A 23,526-nucleotide genomic window follows, 5' to 3' on the forward strand; every position below is an offset into this window, starting at 1 on the left:
CCCGGATGCGGTGTCGCCCGCGTGCGGCGCGGCGGCACGCGCTGCCGCCGTGGTGCGCCGCCCGCGCGGAACGCGCCGCGTCATGTCAATGAATGCCGGCCAGATCGCCGGCGGGAGTGTTGCGCAGATCGACGGTTGCCCGCGTGCCGTCGGCCAGCCGGTCGTCGATGATCGTCATGCGTGCGTTGCGCAGCCCGCGTTGCAGCCGGTCAAGGTAATACTCGAATGGAAACGCGGGGCCGCCGAGCCGGTACGCGACCAGGTCGGCATCGAAATCGATCTGTTGCACGCGTGCCGACGACAGCGTGTCGCCCGCCTGCGCTTCGGCCTGTGCGATCCGCGCGAGCGCCTGCTGCCGTGCGTTGCCGAGCAGGCCGGCCGCGAAGCCGCGCGCCTGCGCGACACTGCCCTGCGCGCGGATCTGCGCGGCCTGCACGTCGTGAAAGGCGGCCGCCGCGCCGGTCGGCGGGTGCACGCTCTCGATCACGACCGCGATCACGTCGACCCCGCTCTGCAGGCGGTCGAGCTGCTGCTGGATGGCGCGCTTCAACTGATCGGCCATCGCGGCCTGATCGGTTTCGAGCAGCGATTCGAGCGTATGCGACGCGAGGTAGTGGACCAGTTCGCGATTCGCGTTCACGCGCACCGTGCTTTCCGGATCGATCGTGCGATAGAGCGCCGCGCGGGCGTCGGCGTCGGTCGGCCCGAGACGATAATCGACCCGCACGTCGGCGTTGACGATCTGGAAGTTCTGGCGATCGCCGTTCGCGCCGGCGATCACCTGGGTGGTTTCCTGCGGATGCGGGGTATCCCACAGGCGGTTGATGGCTTCGGGTGTCGGGCCGTCGGCCGGCGCGGCACGCGTGTCGGCGCCGCCGTCGTTCGCGTTGCCCGCGATCGCGACCTGGTGCACGGCGCCGTTGTCGACGATGCGCGCGCGCCCGAACGGCCAGGGCAGCCCGATGTGCAGCCCCGGCTGCCAGACGGCGACCGGCGCGCCGAAACGTTCATAGACCGCGCGCTGTTCGGGGCTCAGCACGACGACGGCCGTGAGCAGCCACGCAGCGGCGACGGTCGCGCCGAGCGCACCCGGCAGCAGCCGCACAAAGCTGCGCCATCCCCAGCTCTGCCGTAAATCGATGCCGTAGCGATGCCGCAGCTCGGCGCCGAGCGACGCGAACGGCGACGGGCGCCGGCTCAGCAGGCCGGCAATCGCGCTGGTCGGCACGACGGCGCCGCGCGGCCCCGCAAACCACGACAGCACGCCGCGAACGGCCAATTCGGCCGCTACGGCGGCGTTGAGCAGCGCGGCCGCATGCACGAGCCAATCGGCCGTGCGATGCCGGAATGCGAACCATGCGGCGGCCAGCACGCCCGCGAGCGCGGTGACGAGCGCCACGCGCAGCATCCGCGTGAGCGATGCGGACACGGCCGAGCGATCCGCGGCGGCCGCGTGGTGACGTTCGGTGACGAGTGTAAGAAACGCGAGCACCAGGCAGGCGGCGCCGACCGCGAGCGTGGGTTCGGGTGCGGCCATCGCGCGGATCAGCATCACCGGCGACGGCGGTTGCCACGCGAGCGCGGCCATCGCGACGGAAAGCATGGCACCCGCGGTGACGGCCCACGGCCGCCAGTCGATCGCGGCGGCAATGGCCGGCCAAGGATTGTCGGCTTGCTCCGGCTCCTGCTCCTGCTTGCGACGGAATGCGCTGCGCAGCCAGTCGGCGAGCAGGCCCTGCGGCAGGTCGCGGCGCGCGCGACCGGCGAGCAGCACGCCGATCGCGACGACGAGCACGTTGCACCATGCGCTGGCGAGCGGTGCGCACCAGCGCAGGTCGACCGGCAGGAAGTCGACTGCGCTCAGCGTGCCGAGCGTGACGGCCAGCAACGCGGCGGCCCCTGCAACCGGCGCGAGGGCGTCACTGCCGGCCGGGCTGTCGGGAATGTCGTCGTGGCCTTCCGGCTGTTGCCCCATCGGGGTTCCTTACGTACGCGTTACAGGATGCGCAGGTGCCCGCGCGGAATTCTGCGAGCGGCAATGTAGCGCGGCGGATGATGAAACTCAAGGCATCGATGCGATTGACGCGAGGGAGGAAACGGTCGCGCGGACCGGATGGGCCGCGCGCGTCGCAATGTCGGAGCCGGCGGCGCGTCGGTCCTGTCGTCAAGGTGATGGGTATCCGCGATTCGCGGAGGGAAAACCGGGCGCGATCGGGTTCGGGGATCGCGACCTGCCGCGCCACCGGCGCGAACGTGGCTATCGGATCGTCTTTGCGTCGCGCCGGATAGCGCACGCAGACGTCCGAACCGGTATTCGAAGATGCATTGACTCGACGGCGGCGGGCTCATCCCTGCGACATCGCGTTCGATCGTGCCGCGCGATGCCGGCAGCGCCGCTTCACGGGTTAGCAGTAGGGGGCAGCCGGCAAGGCGGTGGACTACGGCTTGTTCCATGGCCGACCATGGGTCCAGGATGCATTGACGCCGCTATGGTCGACCTGTCTCGCGGCGCCGCCTGGGGAGGGAGCCTCCATGAAGCCTGTTGCCGTGCCGGCCGGCGGGTAGGCCGCGCTGCACGTTCATCCTTTATCGGCCGTCCCGGCGCAACGCCGGTTCGCCGCTCACTGCGTGACGCCAACGAACGTCGGCAGCAGCACGCGATACACGTGGATCATTGCCGGGCCGAGCAGCACCATCATCAGCGCGGGGAAGATGCAGAAGATCAGCGGGAACAGCAGCTTCAGCGCGATCTTCGCTGCCCGCTCCTCCGCACGCATCCGGCGCCGCGTGCGCAGCATGTCCGACAGCACGCGCAGCGATTCGCTGATGCTCGTGCCGAAGCGGTCGGCCTGGATCAGCATCGCGCAGAACGACTCGATGTCCTCGACGCCGGTCCGCAGTGCGAGATTGCGCAGCGCCGTCTCTTTCGTGAAACCCGAGCGCATCTCGAGCAGCAGCAGGTCGAGTTCGCTTGCGACCACGTCGCTGCTGAAGCGCAGTTCCTCGCTCACCTTCATCAGCGCCGCGTCGAGCCCGAGCCCCGCTTCGACGCACACGGTCAGCAGGTCGAGCGCATCCGGGAAATCCTCGAAGATCGTCCGCTGGCGCACCTTGACCCGCTGCGACAGCACGATGTTCGGGATGTAGTAGCCGATCCCGGCGAGCGCGACGAGGATGACCGACAGCAGCGCGCGCTCGTTGCCGAGCGACGTCGTGATCAGTACCAGCAGCGCTGCGCACGGCAACCCGAGCGCAAGCCCCGTCTTCGCCGTGAAATACAGCGCGGCCGCGCTCTGGTTGCGCCAGCCGGCGTTCATCATCCGGATGCGCAGCGGCGAATTCTCCCAGCCCTCCTTCGGCACCGACAGCTTCGAGATCGGCGTGGACAGCTCGACCAGCTTCGCGACCCAGCGCGACGCCATGTCGTCGCCCGCGCCCGCCCCTCCGACGACGGTCCCGCCCGCCCCGGCCGCGCCAGCCTGCTGGAGCCGGCGCTGGATGCTGCGCGGCGCGAACAGCAGCATCGCGATGAGCACGCCGCCGGCCACGAAGATGAACAAGCCGCCCAGCATCACGGCCTGGATCACGCTCAGGTTTTGCATGACAACCTCGCAACGGTTCGTTATTCGGCACTCACGTCAGACGCGAATGCGGACAATACGACGGATCCAGAACAGGCCGAACAGCATCGACACCAGCATCGTGCCGACCATCCTGATCCCGGCCGGATCCTCCCAGAGCACGGACAGGAATTCGCGGTTCAGCAGCGCCATGACCGCGGCGGTACCGAACGGCAGCAGCCCGAGAATCCATGCCGACAGCCGCCCCTCCGCCGACAGCACGCGCACCTTGTCGAACAGCTTGAAGCGCTCACGGATCAGCGCGGCGATGCTGTCGAGCAGCTCGGCCAGGTTGCCGCCCGTCTCGCGCTGGATCAGCACCGCGATCACGAAGTAGCGCAGGTCCTGCACCGGCACGCGCGTCGTGAGGTTCATCAGCGCATCGTGCAGCGACACGCCGTAGTTGACCTCGTCGAACGTGACGCGGAATTCGCCGCCCATCGGATCGGGAAACTCGTCGCCGACCATCCCGAGCGTGCTCGTGAACGAGTGACCGGAACGCAGCGCTCGCGCGATCATGTCGCAGATCTCCGGCAACTGCCGCTCGAGCCTGCGCAACCGGCGCCCACGGCACCGCATCACGTACATCAGCGGCAGGCAGCCGGCGAACAGCGCGACCGGCAGCGCGGCGAGCTGCATGCGCGAGGCGAAGCTCGTCACGATCCACGCGAATGCCGCGAACACCACGCTGAGCATGATCAGCTTCGGCAGCGTCCAGTCGAGGCCCGATTGCTGGATCATGAGATCGAGCGCCTGCACGCGCGGCATGCGCAGCAGCATCCGGTCAAACGGCTTCGACTCGTCGAGCATCCGCTTCTTCAGGATCGACAGCCGCTCCTGCTGCACGTTGCCGCCGGCCGACATCGCGCGGATGCGCGCTTCGATCCGGCGCGCGGCGCTGCCGTGCCGCGCGTTCCACCATTGATAGGCGCCTTCGATCGCGAGCACCACCGCGACGAAGGTGAGAATCACAAAACCGTAAAAGATCGTGTTCATGAAGCCTCCCCGGCAGCGAACGGTGCCTGTCGTCAGTTCGTCTCGTACCGCTGGGACGGGTCGTAAAGCGAATCCGGCAGGTTGATGCCGAACGCCTGCAGCCGCTCGACGAACTTCGGCCGCACGCCGGTCGCGCAGAAGTGGCCGCGCACCGAGCCGTCGCGGTCCACGCCCGTGCGCTTGAACGTGAAGATCTCCTGCATGTTGATGATGTCGCCTTCCATCCCGGTCAGTTCCTGGATGCTGACGATCTTGCGCTTGCCGTCCGTCAGCCGCGCCGCCTGCACGACCACCGAGATCGCCGACGCGATCTGCTGGCGCATCGTCTTCGGCGGCAGCGTCAGGCCGGCGACGCTGATCATGTTCTCGAGCCGCGTCAGCGCGTCGCGCGGCGTGTTCGCGTGGATCGTCGCGAGCGAGCCTTCGTGGCCGGTGTTCATCGCGTTGAGCATGTCGAGCGCTTCGGCGCCGCGCACTTCGCCGAGGATGATCCGGTCCGGGCGCATCCGCAGCGCATTGCGCACCAGCGTGCGCTGCGTGATCTCGCCCTTGCCCTCGATGTTCGGCGGGCGCGTTTCGAGGCGCAGCACGTGCGGCTGCTGGAGTTGCAGCTCGGCCGCATCCTCGATCGTCACGATCCGCTCGTTGCGCGGAATGAAGCCGGACAGGATGTTGAGCAGCGTCGTCTTGCCGCTGCCGGTGCCGCCCGACACCAGCACGTTCACCTTCGCGCGCGACAGCGCGTCGAGCAGCTCGGCCATCGGCGGCGTCAGGCTGTGGTAGCGCACCAGGTCGTCCATCTTCAGCGGGTTGACCGCGAAGCGCCGGATCGACATCAGCGGCCCGTCGATCGCGGACGGCGGGATGATCGCGTTCACGCGCGAGCCGTCGGGCAGGCGCGCGTCGACCATCGGGCTCGATTCGTCGATGCGGCGCCCGACGCGCGACACGATCTTCTCGATCACCTTCATCAGGTGCGCGTCATCGTAGAACGTCACGTCGGTCAGTTCGAGCTGGCCGCAACGTTCGACGTAGACCTGCTGGTACGTATTCACGAGGATGTCGGAAATGCCGGGGTCGCGCAGCAGCGCTTCGAGCGGGCCGAAGCCGAACATCTCGTCATACACGTCGACCGCGAGCTGCCGGCGCTCGATGTCGTTCGCCGGGAGCCGCCCCTCGTCGAGGATGCGCGCGATCAGCGCGCCGATTTCCATGCGGACCGTATCCTGCGGCAGCCGCGACAGGCGCTCGAGTTCGACGCGTTCGAGTACGGCCAGGTGGATCTCGCGGCGCAGCTTCTGGTAGGCGTCGCGCACCGACGAATGGGCCGGGCCGGCCGGCTCGTTGCCCGCCACCAGCGGCTGGGCCCGGTGCAACGACATCTGTTCGCGCAATGACATGATGGTTCCCCAAAAGAGTTACATGGACTTGAGCTTCGGCGTGGCCTTGCGGCCAAAGAGCCTGGACATCAACGGTTCGCTGTTCACCGCGCTATGCCCGGTGCGCACCTCCCCGTCGACGAGCTTTTTTGCATACCCCTGCAACGCACGCACGACCGCCGTGCCGCGCGCGAGCCGCGACACCGGATGACCCTGGTTGATCGCCTCGAGCACGGTATCGGCATCGTCGGGAATCGTGCAGGCCGCCTGCAGGCCCAGCACTTCCTCGAGCGCGGTGCGGGTTCGCTCGCTGGCGCGTGTCGTGCGGTTCACGATCAGCCGCATCTGATCAGTCGAGTAGCCGAGCGACACGAGGATCTCCAGCAGCCGGCGGCCGGCGCGCACGTGCGGCATCGCGGGCTGCAGCACGATCTGGATCTGGTCGCTGCGATCCAGCGCGACCATCGTCAGCGGATTGATGCCGACGCCGACGTCGAAGATCACGAAGTCGTAGCGCGGCGCGGCGACGCCCAGGATCCATTCGAGCGCGTCCTCGCGCATCTCCGCGGCCTTGACCGGGTCGCCGGCGCCCGCGAGCACGTGGAAGTTTTCCGTCACGTGCGCGACGCTCGCGTCGAGAAACGCGCTGTCCAGCCGCTCGATCTGCGCGCAAAGCTGCGGCAGCGTCGACGGCGGGGTTTCGTCGCTGACGAGGAACGCCGCATCCGCGAACTGCTGGTTCAGGTCGATCAGCAGCACGCGGCGCTTGAAGCCTTCGGCGATCTCGAATGCGACGTTGCTGGCCGCGAAGCTCGTGCCGACCCCGCCCTTGCACGACATGAACGACACGATCCGCGTATCGTCGGTGTCGCGCCGCGTGCTTTGCGCGGCCGCCCGTTCGAGCGCGTTGGCGAGCGCCTGCGGCTCGAGCGGCCACTGCAGCACGTCGCGCGCGCCTGCGCGCATCGCGTCGAGCAGCACGTGCGGCGATGCGTCCGCCGTCACGAGAATGCAGGTCAGGTTCGCATGTGCACGGCAGATGCGCTCGATTGCCGACAGCTCGGACGGGTCGAGCGACGTGCCGTCGACCAGCAGGACATCGAACGCGTCGAGCCCGTCGGTGCGATGCTCGATCTGCGACGGGCGGCCGGTCGCGCGTGTCGCGCGATAGCGTCCGCAGTCGGCCACGAGGCGCGCGATCTGCGAGAGGCGCGCGGTGTCGTCGGAAGCTACGAGGAGGTTGATCATGTCGTGTGCCTCGTCTGTTCGATTAGTTGCAGGCGGTGCCGCCCGTCGCGGAAGTCAGGCTTTCGCGCGGCAGTGTCGTCGTGAACGGCGGCATCGTCACCGTGACGTTCACGAAAGGGATCATCGTCTTGACGGTGACGTTCGTGACGCTGACGGTCACGAACGCGCAAGAATTCACGTCACAGCTTGAGGGCGAGTAGTTCACCGACACGTTCGCGTTCGACAGCAGCGGCAGCAGCGATCTCACGCGCTTCACGACGCCGGCCGCGTTCACGTCGCAGACCACCGCCGTGCGCGCGCCCAGGCGCACGGCCTCGCTCGCGGTGCTCCAGTAGAACAGCACGCGGCCGAACTCGAAGATGCCGATCAGCAGCATGATCAGCACCGACGCGATCAACGCGAACTCGACGATTGCCGCACCGCGCTGGGTGCGCCGGCGTGACGGGAGGGCATGGCGCGCGCTCATGACACTTGCCTCATCACGGTGACGATGTTGTTGAAGGTGATCGACGGCAGCCCCGGGAACGCGGGGATCGGCTGGTACTTGTAGCCCGTGATCTTCACTTCGACGACGTTGATCGCGCCCATCGCCGTGCCGCCCGCCGCGTTGTTGTTCGAGTCGTAGGTCGGCAGGTTCGCGAACTGCGACGGATCGGACGCGTCGCTGCAGCCGGTCGTGTGCTGCGCGTCGCAGATCGTCACCATCGACGTCGTGAGCCCCGGCACCAGCTCGGTGCCGGAAGCACCGCACGTCGTGCTGCCGTAGACGACGAGACACTGCGCCTGCGACACCGGATATGCGCTGTCGGTCGGCAGCCAGATCGACAGGTAGCGCGCCGCGTCGCGGGTCGCCTTGGTCAGCGTCTCGAACTGGTAGATCGCACGGCCGAACTCCGCCACGCCGGTCGCGAGCATGATCATCGGCATCAGCACGAGTGCGAACTCGACGGCAACGGCGCCACGGGTGCGCGAACGACGAATCGGGGGCATTTTCATGATCGTCACTCCCTATTGGACCAGCATCGGCACCTGGACCCCGGACGCGCTGCCGTCACCAGGCAATCCGTGCGTCGCGCACGGATTGTTGCCGGAGACGGACGACCCGAGGTATTCGAGGTGGGCGATGACGTTGCCGCTGCCGGCGCTGAAGGGCAACGGATCGAGCATCAGCACGCAGTCCCATTGCGTGACGTGCACCTTGCCGCTGCTGCCGTTCAGTGTCGAGCAGTCGCCTTCCGGCGCGAGCGCGACCCGGCGGTCGCCGCCGTAACTCTGGTAGTTGCTCGCGGTCGCGGTGCCGTTGGTGGCGATCCCGCTGCCCGTCGGCGGCGCGCCATCGCCCTGGTAGGACTTGAAAGCAGCGCGGTCGGCTACGAACTGCGTGTAGGCGTCGCCCTTGATGCCCGCCGTTCCGGGCGGCCCGTAGTTCGGGCCGACATACGCGTAGCCGGTGAAGTCGGGCTGGCCGCTCGAGCCGTTCGCGCCGTTCGTATAGATGCCGAAGCGCGTATTCCAGGCGCGCAGCGACGCCGACTTCAAGCCGGTGGTGCCGAGGTCGGGCGGGCTCTTGATATTGCAGCTATTGCCCGACAGCTCGCCCGCGAGCGTCGGCTCGTTCGTCGTGCCGTCGAGCGCCGCCCAGCCGAAATTGCCGGGTCCGTAGGATGAACCGGACGGCGACGTGAGCCAGTCGCCGACCTTGTAGGCCGGATCGGACGGGCCGCGGCACACGAACACGGGAATCGCGCAGGCCGTCTGCCCGCCGCCGACGGTCGCGATCGCGCTCGCCGACACTTCCGCGGCGCTCGCGAGCTTCGTGCCCGGCAGCACGTTCAGCACCTCGATGAACCAGTGCGCGATGTTGCTCAGCTTCGTCGCGCACTGCACGTACTTGATGTTCGCCGGTGTCGTGACCGAGTTCTTGGTCAGGAACGGGTTGGTCAGCGAATCGCTGAACGTGACGTTCGAATTCGTCGACAACTGCACCGACTTGTTCTGGAAAAACACGAAGTTCAGATGGCCGGCGGCGATGCCGTCGGCCTCGGCCACCGACAGGCTGATGGCCGAGGTCAGGTCGCGCGCAGCCGACAGCGCGCACGCATCGGCGCTGTTCTGCAGTTCGCTGCGCGTGACGTACAGCTTGCCGAGATCCAGCGCGAGCCCGACGAACCCGATCATCACCGCCAGTGCGAGACCAACGATGATCGCGACGGCACCGCGCTGGCGATGCAGGTTGCGACGCGTGACTTTCGGATAGCGGGCTGCGCTGTTCATGGCGTTCTCCCTGAGCGTCCTGTCGTTACTGGGTGGACTTGCCGATGCCGATCACGAAGGCATTGGCAGGCGGCACGGCTTGCTTGAACGACTTGTCGTAGTTGTCGAGCGCGGCCGCGGCGGCGGCGCCGTCGACCCCCGATGCCGATGCCGGGTGTTCGCCGGCATGCGGATCGATGATCTGGGCCTGCATCACGGTGCGGACCGAATCGCCGAAGCGGCTGTCCCACACCGGGGTCGACGACATGCAGCCGGCAAGCGCGAACGCGAGCGGGACGGCGAGCGCCGCGCGGCGCACGAATACGAGGTAGGCGGATTTCATGAGTGTCCCCTTGACTGGTTTCAACGATCGGTGGACTCGGGGGCCGCGCTCACGTGCGCAACCTGCGCCCGCGCGGCTGCCGGGATCCGGTGCTTGAGCCGCGCCGCCGGCTGGGCCGGCGTGTCGGGGCCGGCCGCCGCGAGGCGTGCGGCGGTGGCTTCGATGCGCGCGATGCGGGCCGCGTTCGACGTGTCGGACAGCGGTGCGGCGGCGACCACCGGCGCGGGCACCTTCTGCGGCTCGGCCAGCACCGGCGACTGCGCATCGGCGCCTTGCGGTGCGCGCGGCGCGGGCAGCGCGGCGGTCGGACCGGTGGGCACTTCCGATTGCGGAGCCGGTGCCGGAGCCGGCGCCTGGGCCGGTGCCTGCGGTGCCGCGGCTGCGCCGTTCGCGGGTTGCGCGCCTGCCTTGCGAACCCCGCCACGGCCTTCCATGTTGCCGGTCGCGTACACGTCGGCTTCGTTCGGCTTGGAGAAGCTGTCGGTCGGCAGCGGCACGTCCGCGGTCTGCAGCGGTTTCACCAGGTGCGGCGTGATCAGGAAGATCAGCTCGGTGCGGTCCTGCTGAAACGATGTGCTGCGGAACAGCGCGCCGAGCACGGGCACTTCGCCGACGCCGGGGATCGCCTTCAGCGCACCGCTCGCGTTGTCCTTGATCAGCCCGCCGATCGCGAACGATTCGCCGTCACCCATCTGCACCGTCGTCGACGCGCGCCGCGTCGTGATCAGCGGCAGGATCGACGTGCCGCCGATGTTGGACGCGCTCAGCGTGACGCCCGTCTGCGACAGCTCCGACACTTCCGGCGCGACCTTCAGGCTGATCCGGCCGTTGGCCAGCACCGTCGGCGTGAACTTCAGCGCGACGCCGAATTCCTCTTCCTGCAGCGTGATCGACGAGACGCCGTTGCTGCCGCTCTGCGGGATCGGGATGAAGATCTTGCCGCCGGCGAGGAACGTCGCTTCCTGGCCGCTGATCGTCACGAGATTCGGCTCCGCGAGGATCTTGACGAGGTTGTCGGTGTTCTGCGCGTCGGCCGCGATGCTGAACGGCTTGTTGTTCGCCTTGTTGAAGACGGCGCCGCTCGCCACGCCCGCCAGCAGGTTGCTGACCAGCGCGCCGCTCCACGAACCGAACCCGCCCTGGATGTTGAACGCGCTGCCCATCTGGTTGATCAGCGTCTTCGACACCTCGGCCACCTTCACCTCGAGCATCACCTGCTGCGGCGACGTGACGTTCAGCATGTTCAACACACCGCCGCCGCCCTTGCCGCCCGCGGCCGGGTCGCCGGCGCTGTCGCCGTACGCATGGGCGATCTGCACGGCCTGCTGCGCGGCCTGCGAGCTCGACACGGTGCCCGCCAGCACGATCGTGCCGGCCGCGGTCGATACGTGGATGTCGCGCTCGGTCGGCATCAGCTGCAGCAGCGACGCCTGCAAACCGCCGGCGTCCGCGCCGACCGCGACGTCGATCACGCGACAGGCACCGCTCTTGCCCTGCACGATCATGTTGGTCGTGCCGACGGCAAGCCCGAGGATGTACAGCGTCTGCGGCGACACCATCGTGGCCTGGGCGACGGCCGGGTTGCCGATCGTCCGATTGCGGACCGGCTCCGGCATCGGCACCAGCAGCGACTTGCCGAGCGGCACGCTGACGCTGGTCGACTCGCGCACGGCGCCGACGCAGTTCGGCCCGCGCAACGGCCCCGCCGAGGCGGCGGGCGCGGCGGCCGGCACCGGCGCCATGCTGATCGTCATCTGCATCGGCCCCTTGCCGACCGCGGCCGGCGCGCTGGCGCCGCCCTTCGTCAGCACGGCCGACTCGACGCCTTCCTGCGCGAGTGCGCCATAAACGGTCAGCCATCCCGTACAGAGGATCGCGGCCATCATCGTGCCCCGTGCGACGCGCGTCCGCAGCGGGCCGGTACCTGTGCATTGCGGTTTGATCTTCATTTCGTCTGATCCCCCGAGAGACCGGCGCCGTGCCGGTTTTCGACTTCCAAGGCCGCCGCACGTTGCCGGCGGCCGATCTGTTTATATGGCTGGTTTGATCTGTTTCAGAAACACTCGACGCTGCCCTTCACACCCGTCAGTACGCCGACGCAGTCGCGCCGTACTTCCGGCCCAGCGTGCGATGCGACGTGCATGCGTACCGGCCGCACGCGGGCGGGAGCCGGCGGCGCTTCGGGTGCGGGTTCCTTGCCGAGCAGCGTCAGCTTGGTCGCGCCGCCGGTGTTCAGCGTCTTCTGGTCGATCTGGTTGCGCAGCACGAGCGACAGCGTGCCGACGCTGCGTGCGAGGTCGAGCCGTTCGGCCTGGTCGGGCGTGACTTCCAGCGTCACCGCGTTGACGACCTTCGGTGCGGTGTCGTCGCGGCTCACCTGCTGCGCGACGGCCAGCACGAGGATGTGCTCGAGCACGATCTTGGAGATGCTCTGCCCGTCGGTCTTGCCCTGCTGTTCCTGCGTGTTGACGATCACGTCGACGTAATTGCCCGGCAGCGCGAAACCCGCGACGCCGACCACGTCGTTCACGCGCACCGTGATCGCGCGGCTGCCGTCGGCGATCACCGCGGACAGCCCGCCCTTGGTGCCAACCGGCGCGAGCTTCGACTCGATCACCGGCTCGTCGCGCGACAGGCTGGTGCGCACGACGCGCCCTTCGAGCGCTTTCGTATCGGTGAACGCGCCTGTCGGCACGCTGCCCGACGGCCAGTTGACCATGTGGATCTGGTTCGGCCCGAGCGGTTCGCCCAGGTTCAGGTCGGTGGTGGCCACCGCGACCGGCGTGACCGAATTCGTGGATGTCTGCACCAGCCAGTGGGACGCGAACACGACCGCGGCAAGACCCGCGACCATCGCGACGACCAGCATCATGACCGCTCGACTGTTTTTCATGGCAATGCTCCTCGACGATTCGTGAAAGAAACGGCTCAACCGGTGATGAACGTACGGCCACCGCGTTCGACGGTCGGTGGATGACCGCCGTCACGTTCGGGCGCCGAACCGAAATAGCTCGCCCATGCGTCGTACAGCGCGTCGTGCGTCACTTCGAGCGGATCGCCGCGATACCGCGCGCCGGCCGCCACGAGACGCAGCAGGTCCGACGGAAAACAGGCGAGAAACGCCTTGCCGGTCGGCAGATGCAGCCGATGCAGCAGGTAGTCGAAGGCATCGCTCGCGGAGACGAGCCCCAGCGATGCGCAGGCCGCGTCGTACACGGCACGGTAGTCTTCGACCGACATCGCGCCCACGTGCAGCTTCGACCCGAGGCGGCGCAGGAACGCGTCGTCGCAGATCTGCTCCGGCGACAGGTTGCTCGAGAACACCGGCCACACATCGAACGGCATCACGAAGCGATTGCCGGATTCGAGCGTCAGGAAATCGACGCCGCGATCGAGCGGGCGCAGCCAGCGATTGAGCAGGTCGCGCGGCTCGACGCGCTGGCGGCCGAGATCGTCGACGACGTACATGCCCATGTTGGCCTTCATGTGCGGCGGCGCCTGGTAGAAACCGGCGGCTTCGTCGCGACGGAGATCGAGCTCGCCGAGCGTCAACTCGCCGCCGGACATCACGATCGGCCGTTCGCACAGGCGCCAGCGGCGGTCGACCGACTGGCCGCCGGCCCGCGATCCCGCGTCGACATGCACGAGCGGGTCGTAGATCTGGATCACTTCGCCGGCCGCGTGGATCGCGTACGGCACCGGCACGTGGCCGCGCATCAGCGAGCCGAGCCGCTCGGCGAGGAAGGTCTTGCCGCTGCCGGCCGGACCGTAGATCAGCAGCGGCCGGCCTGAATTCAGCGCCGCGGCCGCCGCATCGAGGATCGACGTGTCGATCACGATGCCTTCGAACGCGGTCCACACGTCGCTCTGGTTGATCTGCAGCTTGCGTACCGAATGCTTGTCCAGGCACGCGAGATACGCGTCGAGCGTCACCGGCGCGGGCCCGCTGTAGCCGCTGCGCGCCCGTTCCTCGAGCGCCAGCACGCGGCCCGCGTCGGTCAGGCGGAACGACACGTCGAGATCGGTCGCGCCGCGATGGGTGAGCTCGACGAGATGCTCGCGCACCAGGAACGCGAAGACGTCGTCGAGCACCGCGAGCGGCAGGCAGTGCCGCTCGACCAGGTCGCCGTACGACGGGCGGCCAAGCACCAGCGTCGACTTCAGCACGAGCCCGGCGACGAACGCCATGCTCAGCCCGGTTTCCTCGAGCGTGCGCGGCGCCGTCGGCAACTGCGTGCCCAGTTTGGTATGGGCTTCCCGAGACGGCAGCGGATCGGGCAGGTGCGCCACCTGCGCGTCGCGTCTCGGTTCGGTGTGATTCGTGTTCATGGTCGCTCCGTCCTCGTTGCGTGTTCGTCGCGCTATGCACACGACACGAACAACATGCCCAGCGTGCCGGCCGCGATCGCCACGCCATACGGCAGCGTGCCGACCGATGCGATTTCCACGGGGCCGCCGGCGGCTTCTCCGTGCGCCCCTTGCAAACGACGCGCGATCAGCACGCGAACGTTCACCCACATCTGGCGCATCCGGCCGCGCAGCAGCGCGAACGCGATGGCGCCGATCCCGCCGGCCAGGAACGTGGCCAGCACGATGTAGAACGTCATTTCCGCCCCGACCCATGCGCCGATCGCGAGCATCAGCTTCACGTCGCCGGCCGCCATCCCGCGCAACAGGTAGAACGGCAGCAGCAGGCCGAAGCCGGTCGCCGCACCTGCGAGCCACTCGAGTGCGCCGGCCAGGACGCCGTGCAGCATGCACTGCGCGACCAGCGCACCGACGAGCCCGACCGCGACGAGGCGGTTCGGAATGCGGCGGCTTGCAATGTCCGTGCTGGCCGCGGCGACGGCGAGCAGCGTCACGCACAACGGGACCGGGTAAGGCGGCGCAACAGGTAACATGGCGGACCTCTCGGATCGAATCGATGGATCAGGAAACCATTGCCAGCGCGTTGGTTACCGCGGACGTCACGGCCGTGGCAATCACCTCGTACGTGTCGACAAGCGAGCCTCTCAGCGTGACGACGCTGCCCAGTACCGCGGTGGCGAACATCGCCGCGAGCAACGCATATTCGATCGACGTCACGCCTTGCTCGTCGGCGATCCAGCGACAGACGGCACGCATCGTGGCTTGCATGATGGTCTCCGGTTCCTGGTTGATCGGATGGCCGGGGACGGCTCGAGCACTGCACCAGCCGAGCCGTCCGCGGCACGGTCCATCAGATCGCTGCGACCGCCGAATCGAGGTCGTCCGCGATCGTGGTGAACACGGTTTTGAGGTCCTTGCCGACCGTCGACAGCGCGGCGATGATGCCGATGGCGATCAGGGCGGCGATCAGGCCGTATTCGATGGCCGTGACGCCGTCTTCATCGCGAACGAAACGGCTGACTTGTTGAATGAACTTGGACATGGCGTTCTCCTTGCGTAGTCACTTTCGAAGCCCTCGCGTGCCGGCTGGATCGAATGATCCGGCATCGATACGTCGAGGCAGGTTGTTGATGCCGTGTGGTGCCGACGAACAGTTCGGAGGAGCCGTCCGCCGTACCGCTCATCAAATTGCTGCTACTACAGAGTCCAGATCGTCGGCGACCGTACTGAACACGGTCTTCAGATCCGTACCGACCGTCGTCAGCGCGGCGGCGATGCCGATAGCGATCAGCGCGGCGATCAGACCGTATTCAATGGCCGTCACACCGTCCTGATCCTCGGCGAACCAGGCGATCTTTTCGATGATTCTCGACATGAGCACTCTCCTTTCGGACTGCTATTAAATACCCTTCGTCGATCAAGACGTCGGGGTGGGCACCACCGGCACTACACGAAAAAACGGAACGCGACGTTCAGCTGCGGGAACGGGGATGCACACCCCTGTCCGTGCGAACGGGTATCAGTGAAGCGGAACGCGAGAGAGGCGTATACGGGGCGACCAGCCGGACGAACCGGGCATGCCGACCGACCGGAACGGCACGACGGCCGCTCGACGCATGGAATCCAGTTGAACGGGAGACGAGCTCCCGGCACATCCGCAATGTGTCTTTAACGCGGCTTGCGATCCGCGATGTGCTGTGGTCTTTCATTTTTATTCCCCATGTGCTGCCATGCCGAATTCTTATTGCCCTGAAGATTCCGGGTCTGCTGGGTCGATCGACGACACGTTTCGCGGTTCGTCGACCTGGCGCTGCGTGTTCCCCGACGCGCTCCGGTCATCTCTTCCGCAGGTGACTCCGCAGCCGGTTCCGTGTGTCTTTTCGGAACCGCCCGGTCGTCACGTCGCCCGACTGCCGTGCCAACGCTTACGCAAAGAGCAGGCCATCCCGAGTGGAATCTCTGCGTATCAAGGGTTCCGGCGATTTCCCCCCTCCCCGGCCCACGGCGCGATGCCCGAAATGTTTCAAACTTGAACGACCCGCGGCGGCCGGCGCGGCCCGCCCGAATGCCCGCCGCCGCGCTGCACAAAGGGCAGAAAAAATTTCGTCGGGACTTTCCCGGATGCGCAACGCCGGTCGCGTGCCGCGCGTTCGGCGGCGTGCGAACCCGGCGAAATTCACCGAATGTTTCAAGCCAGAAACACGAAACCCGATTACCTCGATTTTTCATACTTGAAAACACGGTTTTCAAGGCCGTCACTCGGCGATCGAAATTCCGGCAGCCAGTGCGTGATTTGCATCACGCGATTTTTTCTTCAACAATGAATTCACCGGACAACGCCGTTTCAACGCGATTCGATCCGCGGGCACGACCACATCAAACGGCTGTGACAGACCACGCAGCCACTACGACAGACGGGGCATCATGTACACAGCCAATCGTGAAACGCGCGATCGCGCCATACGCTGTGCTCAATGGCTGACAGCGGACCGGATCATTCCGTACAGCTGCATCATGCTGATGCTCTTCGTCGCACTGGTGGTCGTGTGGGGCGTCGTGACCGACGGCTTCACGTCGAACGCCACTGCCCGTCCAGGCACCGACTTCTCGGTCTTCTGGACTGCATCGCATCTCGTGTTGCAAGGCCATGCCGCATCGGCCTACGACACTTCGTCATTCACGCAGGCCGAGTTCGCGCACTTCGGTGCGTTTCTGCAACACCGGCCGCTTCCCTGGCTCTATCCGCCGACGATGCTGCTGCTCATCGCGCCGGTTGCCCTCGTGCCTTTCCTGCCCGCTTATTTCCTCTTTTTCGCGGGCAGTCTTTTATGCTACGCGCTCGCCGTCTCGCGGTTGTCGGGATTGCGTGCGCATCTTCCCGTGCCGCGCGCCGCGGCGCTCGTCGTGGTCGCGTACTCGGGCGTGTGCATGTCCGCGCTGTTCGGGCAGAACAGCATCCTGACCGCCGGCCTCGCCGCGCTTGCGCTGCATCTGCTTGGCAAGCGCCCCGTCGTGGCCGGCGTGCTGATCGGCCTGCTCGCGATCAAGCCGCAACTGGCCGTGCTGTTCCCGATCGTCCTGGTTGCCACGCGTGCGTGGCGTACGTTCGCGGCGGCGGCGATCAGCGCGACGCTGTTCGCGGCAGCCGGTGTCGCACTGACCGGCCCGGCCGCGCTGCACGGGTTGACTCACGCAATGTCGACAGTACGCGCGCAGCATTTCATGCTCGCGTCGTACTGGCTCGCGTCGCCGACGCCGTTCGCCGCGTTGCGGCTCGCGGGCGCACCGGTTGCCGCCGCGCTGGCCGCACAGGCGGCGGTCGCGCTGCTCGCGATCGCCGCGGCCGTCAGCGTGTGGCGCCGCACGAACGACATGCGCCTGCGCGGCGCGGTGCTGGCGGTCGCCACGCTGCTGACGACGCCGTATCTGTGGCACTACGAACTGACGTGGCTCGGCATCGCGGTCTTCTGCCTGATTGCGCACGGTCTCGACGAAGGCTGGCTTCCCGGCGACCAGGGCATCCTCGTGCTCGCGTGGCTGCTGCCGCTCTTCGAGATGTTCAACCGGTTGGCGAAGCTGCCGCAGATCGGGCCGGTCGTGCTGCTCGCGGTGCTGTTCGTCGTGGTGCGTCGCACGGCACTGACGTCACGGAGCGCGCAATGAAAGCGCCTTCGTTCGCCCGCCATGCGCATTCCGCCATCGACGCACATCCGGAACTCCCGATCGCGGGCCCGCGCCGCTACCCGCACTGGCTCAATCGCGACCGCGTACGCCTCTATGCGGCCGCCGCGCTGCTGACCGAGCTGCTGTTCATCGGCATTTACTTGATCCGCGTGATCCTGTCGAACCACGGCGCGCCGGAGCCGCTGTCGCCGGATTTCTCGCCGATCTGGAGCGCCGCGTGGCTCGCCGCGCACGGTCACGGCGCCGACGCGTGGCATTTCCCCACGCTGTTCGCGGTCCAGAAGCTTGCTGTCCCGACGATGACGCTCACGGACGGCACGCAGCCCTGGCTCTATCCGCCGACGATGCTGCTGCTCGTGCTGCCGCTCGGCTGGCTGCCGTACACGCTGGCGCTCGTGCTGTGGCTCGCCACCTCATACGCGCTGTTCGCCGTGACGATCCGCGCGACGGTGCAACGCGATACCGCCTGGCTGTGCGCACTCGCGTTCCCTGGCGCATTCCTGACCGTGATCGTCGGCCAGAGCAGCCTTTTCACTGCGATGCTCGCCGGCGCCGGCCTGCTCGCGCTGAACCGCCGCCCCGTCGTCGCAGGCATCTGCTTCGGCTTGCTGACGATGAAGCCGCAACTCGCGGTGCTGTTCCCGCTCGCGCTGCTGTGCGCGGGCCAGTGGCGCGCGCTGGCCGCGTGGGCCGCGACGATCGCCGGTAGCGCCGCGCTCGCGACGCTCGCGTTCGGCGTCGGCCCGTGGGTCACGTTCGCGCATGTGATAGGCAACGTCTACGCGGCCGTCGGCACCGGGCACGCGAAGCTCTCGCGCATGCCGTCCGTGTTCGCGTTCGCGACGATGGCCGGCTGGCCCGTGCTCGTTGCCCACGTCCTGCAACTGCTGTCCGCCACCGCCGCCGCATTCGCCACCGTCTACGCGTGGCGCGGCGCGTGCTCCTACGCTCTACGCGCCGCAACCCTCGCATGCGCATGCCTGCTCGTCAGCCCGTACCTGTACGACTACGACCTGACCTGGTACGGCCTCGTGATCGCGTGGTACGCCCGCTATGCATGGACCCACGGCTGGCGGCGCTTCGATCGCGAATGGCTGATGCTGCTGTGGCTGATGCCGCTCGCCGGCCTCACGGTCATGCCGCACCTGCCGTTCCAGTTCATGCCGCTCGTCACGCTGGCGTCGCTCGCGCTGCTCGTCAGCCGGATCGCGCAGGAAAGACACGACGTGCCGTCGATGCCCGACGCGCGCGACCACTCGACCGACACCGGGTTTGCTCATCCGGTCCGGCCGCACCACCGCCCGGCGTACGGAATGCGCCGCACCGGCCGCCCGACCATCGGCGCCGACCGGTGACGCGTCATTACAAGGGGAATCATCATGCGGGAACCACTCTATACACCGCTCGTTTCGCTGGTCGTGCCGTTCTACAACGAAGGCGAGGCCGTCGAGCGCTTCTTCGACGTCGTGATTCCGTTGCTGACGGCCATCGACGCGATCCGCTTCGAGATCGTCTGCGTGAACGACGGCAGCCGCGACGACACGCTCGAGCGCCTGGTCCGGATCAGCGCCGCCGAACGGCGCGTGCGCGTGATCGACCTTACGCGCAACTTCGGCAAGGAAGCGGCGCTGACGGCCGGCCTCGACGAAGCGTCCGGCGACGCGGTGATTCCGCTCGACGCCGACCTGCAGGATCCGCCGAGCCTGATCCCCGTGATGATCGAACACTGGCGCGACGGTGCGGAAGTCGTGGCCGCGAAACGCAGCAGCCGCGCGTGCGATTCGTTCGCGAAGCGCACCGCCGCCGCGATCTACTACCGCGTGCACAACATCCTGTCGGACGTGAAGCTGCCGGAGAACGTCGGCGATTTCCGGTTGATGGACCGCAAGGTCGTGAATGCGCTGCGCAGCCTGCCCGAGCGGCACCGCTTCATGAAGGGGTTGTTCGCGTGGGTCGGCTACAAGACCGTGATCGTCGAATACCAGCGCGATCCGCGCAGCGCCGGGCACTCGAAGTTCTCCGGCTGGAAGCTGTGGAATTTCGCGCTGGAAGGCATCACCAGCTTCAGCACCGTGCCGCTGCGCAGCTGGACCTACATCGGCCTCGGCATCGCCGCGCTCGCGTTCCTGTACGGCTCGTTCATCATCTTCCGCACGCTGCTGTTCGGCAATCCGGTGCTCGGCTACGCGTCGCTGATCTCGGTCACGCTGTTCATCGGCGGCATCGAGCTGATCGGGATCGGTGTCGTCGGCGAATACGTCGGACGAATCTACGACGAGTCGAAGCAACGGCCCGTCTACCTGATTCGCCGCCGCTACCAGGCGCACGGCAAGGTGATCGAGCTTCCGGTTGCGCGCGATGCGCGCCGCCTGGCCCCCCGCCGCCGCGCGCAGCCGACCCGCGCGCGGATCGGCGCCCGCTGACGCACACGTGCCGCCATGATCGACCTGCTCTGCGCCGAACGCACGCGGCTCGTGCGCTTCGGCGTGTCCGGACTTTTCTCGACCGCGATCCACACGCTGGTCGCCGCGGCGCTGTTCACGCTGTTCGATGCGACGCTGGTGACCGCGAACGCGGTCGCCTTCCTGTGCGCGACGGCGTTCTCGTATCTCGCGAACACGCTGTGGAGCTTCTCGTCGACGGTGCACACGCGCAACGTGGTGCGCTTTCTCGCGGTCACGCTGGCCGGCTTCGTCGAGACGATGCTGCTGGCGCGCGGCGCCGAAGCGCTCGACCTGTCGCGCGGGACGAGCATCGCCGCGATCGCGCTGCTGATCCCGCCGACGACGTTCGTGCTGCACCGGCTGTGGACGTACCGGTAAGCGGCTTCCCCGCCTTTCCTCTCCCCCGCAGATAATCGGCCAATCGATTAACAGATTCAATGTCGCTATATTTATGTAGCGTATCGATTCGATTGATTCCGATTTCAAAATTAATAATACAGATAATATTGGCGACCTGTTTACTTTTACAGCTTCCACGATTAACCAAACGGGATAACCTGCATTCGCCGTCGCTTCAGCACCTGCCGATTCCGCAGCGAAGCCTTGCGGCACAAGGCGATGGCGGCCGCACGAAGCAATTCGCGCAACGATAAGTCCCATTACTTAAAACGGGAGCTTCTATGTCACGCGTTACCGATGTGCTCGTTTCGTTCGATACCGAAACCATTCTCAAAAAATATCCGAATCCCAGCAGGAACCCGGCCGCACCGACGCTGATCGACTGGCATTACGTCTATATGGTGACCAACCAGGACAACGTGATCTCCGGGCAGGCGGGCGGCGAGCTCGATCTGAAAGCGCAGGTCGGCGACCTGATCCGCTGGCGCGAAACGAGCCTGTCGCTGGGCTTCGAGAACCAGGTGGTGTTCTACAAGTTCATCGGCAACGTCGGCAACGACCTGATCTCGACGCCGACGCCGCGCGTCGCGGAAGCGTCGATCCCGGTGCCGAACACCAGCAAGCCGGAAGTGCCGACGTGCCAGAAAGTCGCGAACTACTACTGGTCGTCGGAATGCCTGAAGGTCGGCCGCGTGACCTACCACTTCCAGTTCCAGATCATCGATCGCAACTGTCAGAGCCAGGGCTGCTTCTCGTGGGATCCGTTCATCTCGATCCATAACTGATCGCGGCAGGCGGGCGGCCGCGCGACGGCCGTCCGCGCCGCCCCCTTGTTGCGGAGGAGGTGCCCATGTCTGGTCTTCGTTGCGATGTGCTCGCAGTCATCGACGCCGTCACGCTGCTGTCGACCTACCCCGATGCAAGCCGGGACGCCGATGCGCCGACCGTGATCGACGGCCGGCACATCTACGTGCTGAGCCCCGGCGACGCCGGGCAGGTCGGCCACAACGACAACCGGTTGTTTGCCGGCTTGTCGCCGGGCGACCAGCTTCACCTGCGCGAGACCGCACTGGCGCTGCGCGCCGAGGTGAGCGTGCTGTTCGTCCGGTTCGTCTTGAAGGACGCCGGCATCGTCGCGCCGATCGAAGCGGAAGTCCGCGATGCCGCCACGCCGGTGCCGGACGGCGACGACCTGCTTCAGCCGTCGTGCCGGCCGATGAAAGACCATTTCTGGCGCAGCGAGGTGCTCGCTGCCGGCACCACCGCCTGCACGGCCGATTTCGCGGTGCTCGACCGCGACGGCGCCGTGTCGGGCTACTTCCGCTGGGAAACGACCATCGAGATCGCCGGCAGCCATCCGGACACGAAGCAGCCCGGTTTCAAGCCGTCGTCCGACCGCAACGGCCACTTCACGCTGCCGCCGAATACCGATTTCAAAGCGACCTTCTACGCGAATGCCGCCGACCGGCAGGACCTGAAGCTGTTCATCGACGACGCGACGGAACCGGCCGCGTCGTTCGCCGGCAACGGCGACGACGGCGTCAGGCAGTTCACGCTGAACTCGCGGGGCGGCAGGATCCGGATCGACGCGTCGGCCAATGGCAAACCATCCGCGACCGATGCGCGGCTCGCGCCGCTGTCCGCCGGCGATACGGTCTGGCTCGGCTGGCTCGGCGCCGAAGACGGCGCCGACCGCGACTACAACGACGGGATCGTGATCCTGCAGTGGCCGATCACGTGAGCGGCGCCGCGTGCGGCACTCAGGTGCGCGGCAATCCCGGTGGATTGGTCTGCGACTGGTCGATCGCTTCGGCATCGAGGCTCCAGCGTCCAAGCACCTTCCGGTAGCTGCCGTTCGCGATCAGCGCATTGATCGCGAGCGTCAGCGGATCGGCGAGCCCGCTGCCCTTGCGCGTCGTGATCGCGATGTCCGCGGTACGCGGCCAGCCTCCGCTCACGGTGCCGATCAGCTTCGCGTCGCCGCGCAGCGACGCCTGGTACGCGAGCATCGAGTTCACGCTGAAGATCGTGTCGACGCGGCCCGACTGCAGCGCGACCCAGCGCTCCGCCGCGTCGGGGTAGTACTGGATCTCGACCGGCGCGAGGCCGCGTGCGACATTCTGGCGATTCCATTCGAGCAGGATCTTTTCCTGGTTCGTGCCCGAATCGGTCACGACGCGCAGCCCGGCGACATCCTTCGGTTCGCGGATCGCGGCAAGCTTGCTGCCGTTCTTCACGTAGAAGCCGACCTGATCCTTCCGGTAGGTCGAGAAGTCGAACTTCTCCTTGCGCTGCTCGGTGACCGTCACGTTCGAGATCACCGCGTCGACCTTGCCGGACTGCAGCGCGAGCGGCCAGTCGGCCCACGCGAGCGCCACGATCTTCAACTTGCGGCCGATACTGTCCGCGATCAGTTGCGCGAGATCGGGATCGAAGCCGACCACCGTCCGCGCATCCGTCGCATACGTGCTGAGCGGCGGCAGGTTCGGCGCGATGCCGATCGTCAGCGTGTCCGCTTCGGCAAACTTGAAGCCGCCCGGCACCGCCCGCTCGACCGCCGGGTTCACGGTGCCGCGCTGCCGGCCCGGCTGCTCGGGGCTCAGGTCGAACGTCGCGGCCTGCGCGGCGACACTGCCGCCGATCGCGATCGCGGCCAGCATGCGAGCGATGCGCGCAACGGGGAAAGTCGTTCTTCTCATGTCTTTTGCAATCCTTTGTAATTCGACGATGTGTCGGGCATTCTCGAGTGGGGCAGGCGACGTGTCGCGCGTGTCGCCGCCTCGTCCGGTCTT

General features: G+C 67.1%; 23 protein-coding genes. 6 read left to right on the plus strand and 17 right to left on the minus strand.

The window, feature by feature from the left end; all coding sequences use genetic code 11:
• Positions 1-85: 85 nt before the first annotated feature.
• The 16 genes from DIE03_RS05805 to DIE03_RS05880 all read right to left on the minus strand — a co-directional run bounded on the left by DIE03_RS05805 (position 86) and on the right by DIE03_RS05880 (position 15,582).
• Complete coding sequence (locus DIE03_RS05805) at positions 86-1,975, minus strand: protease modulator HflK (protein WP_124448372.1); 1,890 nt, start codon at positions 1,973-1,975, stop codon at positions 86-88.
• Between the two features lie 646 nt (positions 1,976-2,621).
• Positions 2,622-3,602 carry a type II secretion system F family protein gene (locus tag DIE03_RS05810; protein WP_124448374.1) on the minus strand — a complete coding sequence of 327 codons (981 nt, stop codon included), beginning with the start codon at positions 3,600-3,602 and terminating at the stop codon, positions 2,622-2,624.
• A gap of 36 nt (positions 3,603-3,638) precedes the next feature.
• On the minus strand, positions 3,639-4,616 hold the full coding sequence (locus DIE03_RS05815) for a type II secretion system F family protein (protein WP_124448376.1): 978 nt from the start codon (positions 4,614-4,616) through the stop codon (positions 3,639-3,641).
• Between the two features lie 32 nt (positions 4,617-4,648).
• Complete coding sequence (locus tag DIE03_RS05820; protein WP_124448378.1) at positions 4,649-6,016, minus strand: CpaF family protein; 1,368 nt, start codon at positions 6,014-6,016, stop codon at positions 4,649-4,651.
• 18 nt (positions 6,017-6,034) lie between these two features.
• Positions 6,035-7,243 carry an AAA family ATPase gene (locus DIE03_RS05825; protein ID WP_124448380.1) on the minus strand — a complete coding sequence of 403 codons (1,209 nt, stop codon included), beginning with the start codon at positions 7,241-7,243 and terminating at the stop codon, positions 6,035-6,037.
• 22 nt (positions 7,244-7,265) lie between these two features.
• Complete coding sequence (locus tag DIE03_RS05830) at positions 7,266-7,709, minus strand: TadE/TadG family type IV pilus assembly protein (protein ID WP_124448382.1); 444 nt, start codon at positions 7,707-7,709, stop codon at positions 7,266-7,268.
• Positions 7,706-8,239, minus strand: a complete 534-nt coding sequence (locus DIE03_RS05835; protein WP_124448384.1) for a TadE/TadG family type IV pilus assembly protein — start codon at positions 8,237-8,239, stop codon at positions 7,706-7,708. Before DIE03_RS05835 ends, DIE03_RS05830 begins: the two co-directional genes overlap by 4 nt.
• A gap of 12 nt (positions 8,240-8,251) precedes the next feature.
• Positions 8,252-9,517, minus strand: coding sequence for a pilus assembly protein TadG-related protein (locus tag DIE03_RS05840; RefSeq protein ID WP_124448386.1), 1,266 nt, complete (start codon positions 9,515-9,517; stop codon positions 8,252-8,254).
• 25 nt (positions 9,518-9,542) lie between these two features.
• A complete protein-coding gene (locus tag DIE03_RS05845) occupies positions 9,543-9,839 on the minus strand; it encodes a hypothetical protein (protein WP_124448387.1) in 297 nt (98 codons plus the stop codon).
• A 20-nt stretch (positions 9,840-9,859) separates the two neighbouring features.
• The gene (locus DIE03_RS05850) at positions 9,860-11,788 is read right to left on the minus strand and encodes a type II and III secretion system protein family protein (RefSeq protein ID WP_124448389.1); all 1,929 of its coding nucleotides are present in this window, start codon (positions 11,786-11,788) and stop codon (positions 9,860-9,862) included.
• A 104-nt stretch (positions 11,789-11,892) separates the two neighbouring features.
• A complete protein-coding gene (gene cpaB / locus DIE03_RS05855; protein WP_124448391.1) occupies positions 11,893-12,732 on the minus strand; it encodes a Flp pilus assembly protein CpaB in 840 nt (279 codons plus the stop codon).
• Between the two features lie 35 nt (positions 12,733-12,767).
• Positions 12,768-14,168: an ATP-binding protein gene (locus DIE03_RS05860; RefSeq protein WP_124448393.1), complete on the minus strand. Its 1,401-nt coding sequence runs from the start codon at positions 14,166-14,168 to the stop codon at positions 12,768-12,770.
• A gap of 32 nt (positions 14,169-14,200) precedes the next feature.
• Positions 14,201-14,740, minus strand: coding sequence for a prepilin peptidase (locus DIE03_RS05865; protein ID WP_124448395.1), 540 nt, complete (start codon positions 14,738-14,740; stop codon positions 14,201-14,203).
• A gap of 28 nt (positions 14,741-14,768) precedes the next feature.
• Complete coding sequence (locus DIE03_RS05870) at positions 14,769-14,975, minus strand: Flp family type IVb pilin (RefSeq protein WP_124448397.1); 207 nt, start codon at positions 14,973-14,975, stop codon at positions 14,769-14,771.
• 82 nt (positions 14,976-15,057) lie between these two features.
• A complete protein-coding gene (locus DIE03_RS05875) occupies positions 15,058-15,249 on the minus strand; it encodes a Flp family type IVb pilin (protein WP_059241391.1) in 192 nt (63 codons plus the stop codon).
• 141 nt (positions 15,250-15,390) lie between these two features.
• On the minus strand, positions 15,391-15,582 hold the full coding sequence (locus tag DIE03_RS05880; protein ID WP_124448399.1) for a Flp family type IVb pilin: 192 nt from the start codon (positions 15,580-15,582) through the stop codon (positions 15,391-15,393).
• 1,049 nt (positions 15,583-16,631) lie between these two features.
• On the opposite strand from DIE03_RS05880, the gene DIE03_RS05885 reads away from it, so the two are divergent.
• The 6 genes from DIE03_RS05885 (at position 16,632) to DIE03_RS38665 (ending at position 22,475) form a co-directional block, all read left to right on the plus strand.
• A complete protein-coding gene (locus DIE03_RS05885) occupies positions 16,632-17,870 on the plus strand; it encodes a glycosyltransferase family 87 protein (protein WP_124448401.1) in 1,239 nt (412 codons plus the stop codon).
• A complete protein-coding gene (locus DIE03_RS05890) occupies positions 17,867-19,246 on the plus strand; it encodes a glycosyltransferase family 87 protein (protein ID WP_124448403.1) in 1,380 nt (459 codons plus the stop codon). Before DIE03_RS05885 ends, DIE03_RS05890 begins: the two co-directional genes overlap by 4 nt.
• A gap of 24 nt (positions 19,247-19,270) precedes the next feature.
• A complete protein-coding gene (locus DIE03_RS05895; RefSeq protein WP_124448405.1) occupies positions 19,271-20,314 on the plus strand; it encodes a glycosyltransferase family 2 protein in 1,044 nt (347 codons plus the stop codon).
• 15 nt (positions 20,315-20,329) lie between these two features.
• Entirely contained in the window at positions 20,330-20,713 is a 384-nt protein-coding gene (locus tag DIE03_RS05900; RefSeq protein WP_124448406.1) for a GtrA family protein, read from the plus strand.
• A 302-nt stretch (positions 20,714-21,015) separates the two neighbouring features.
• On the plus strand, positions 21,016-21,519 hold the full coding sequence (locus DIE03_RS05905; protein ID WP_124448408.1) for an inclusion body family protein: 504 nt from the start codon (positions 21,016-21,018) through the stop codon (positions 21,517-21,519).
• Between the two features lie 65 nt (positions 21,520-21,584).
• Positions 21,585-22,475, plus strand: a complete 891-nt coding sequence (locus tag DIE03_RS38665) for an AidA/PixA family protein (RefSeq protein WP_124448410.1) — start codon at positions 21,585-21,587, stop codon at positions 22,473-22,475.
• A 19-nt stretch (positions 22,476-22,494) separates the two neighbouring features.
• Here DIE03_RS38665 and DIE03_RS05915 read toward each other — a convergent pair whose 3' ends face one another.
• Positions 22,495-23,433, minus strand: coding sequence for an ABC transporter substrate-binding protein (locus DIE03_RS05915; RefSeq protein ID WP_124448412.1), 939 nt, complete (start codon positions 23,431-23,433; stop codon positions 22,495-22,497).
• Between the last annotated feature and the right edge of the window lie 93 nt (positions 23,434-23,526).

It is taken from the genome of Burkholderia sp. Bp8992, assembly GCF_003853705.1.
Taxonomy (GTDB): domain Bacteria; phylum Pseudomonadota; class Gammaproteobacteria; order Burkholderiales; family Burkholderiaceae; genus Burkholderia.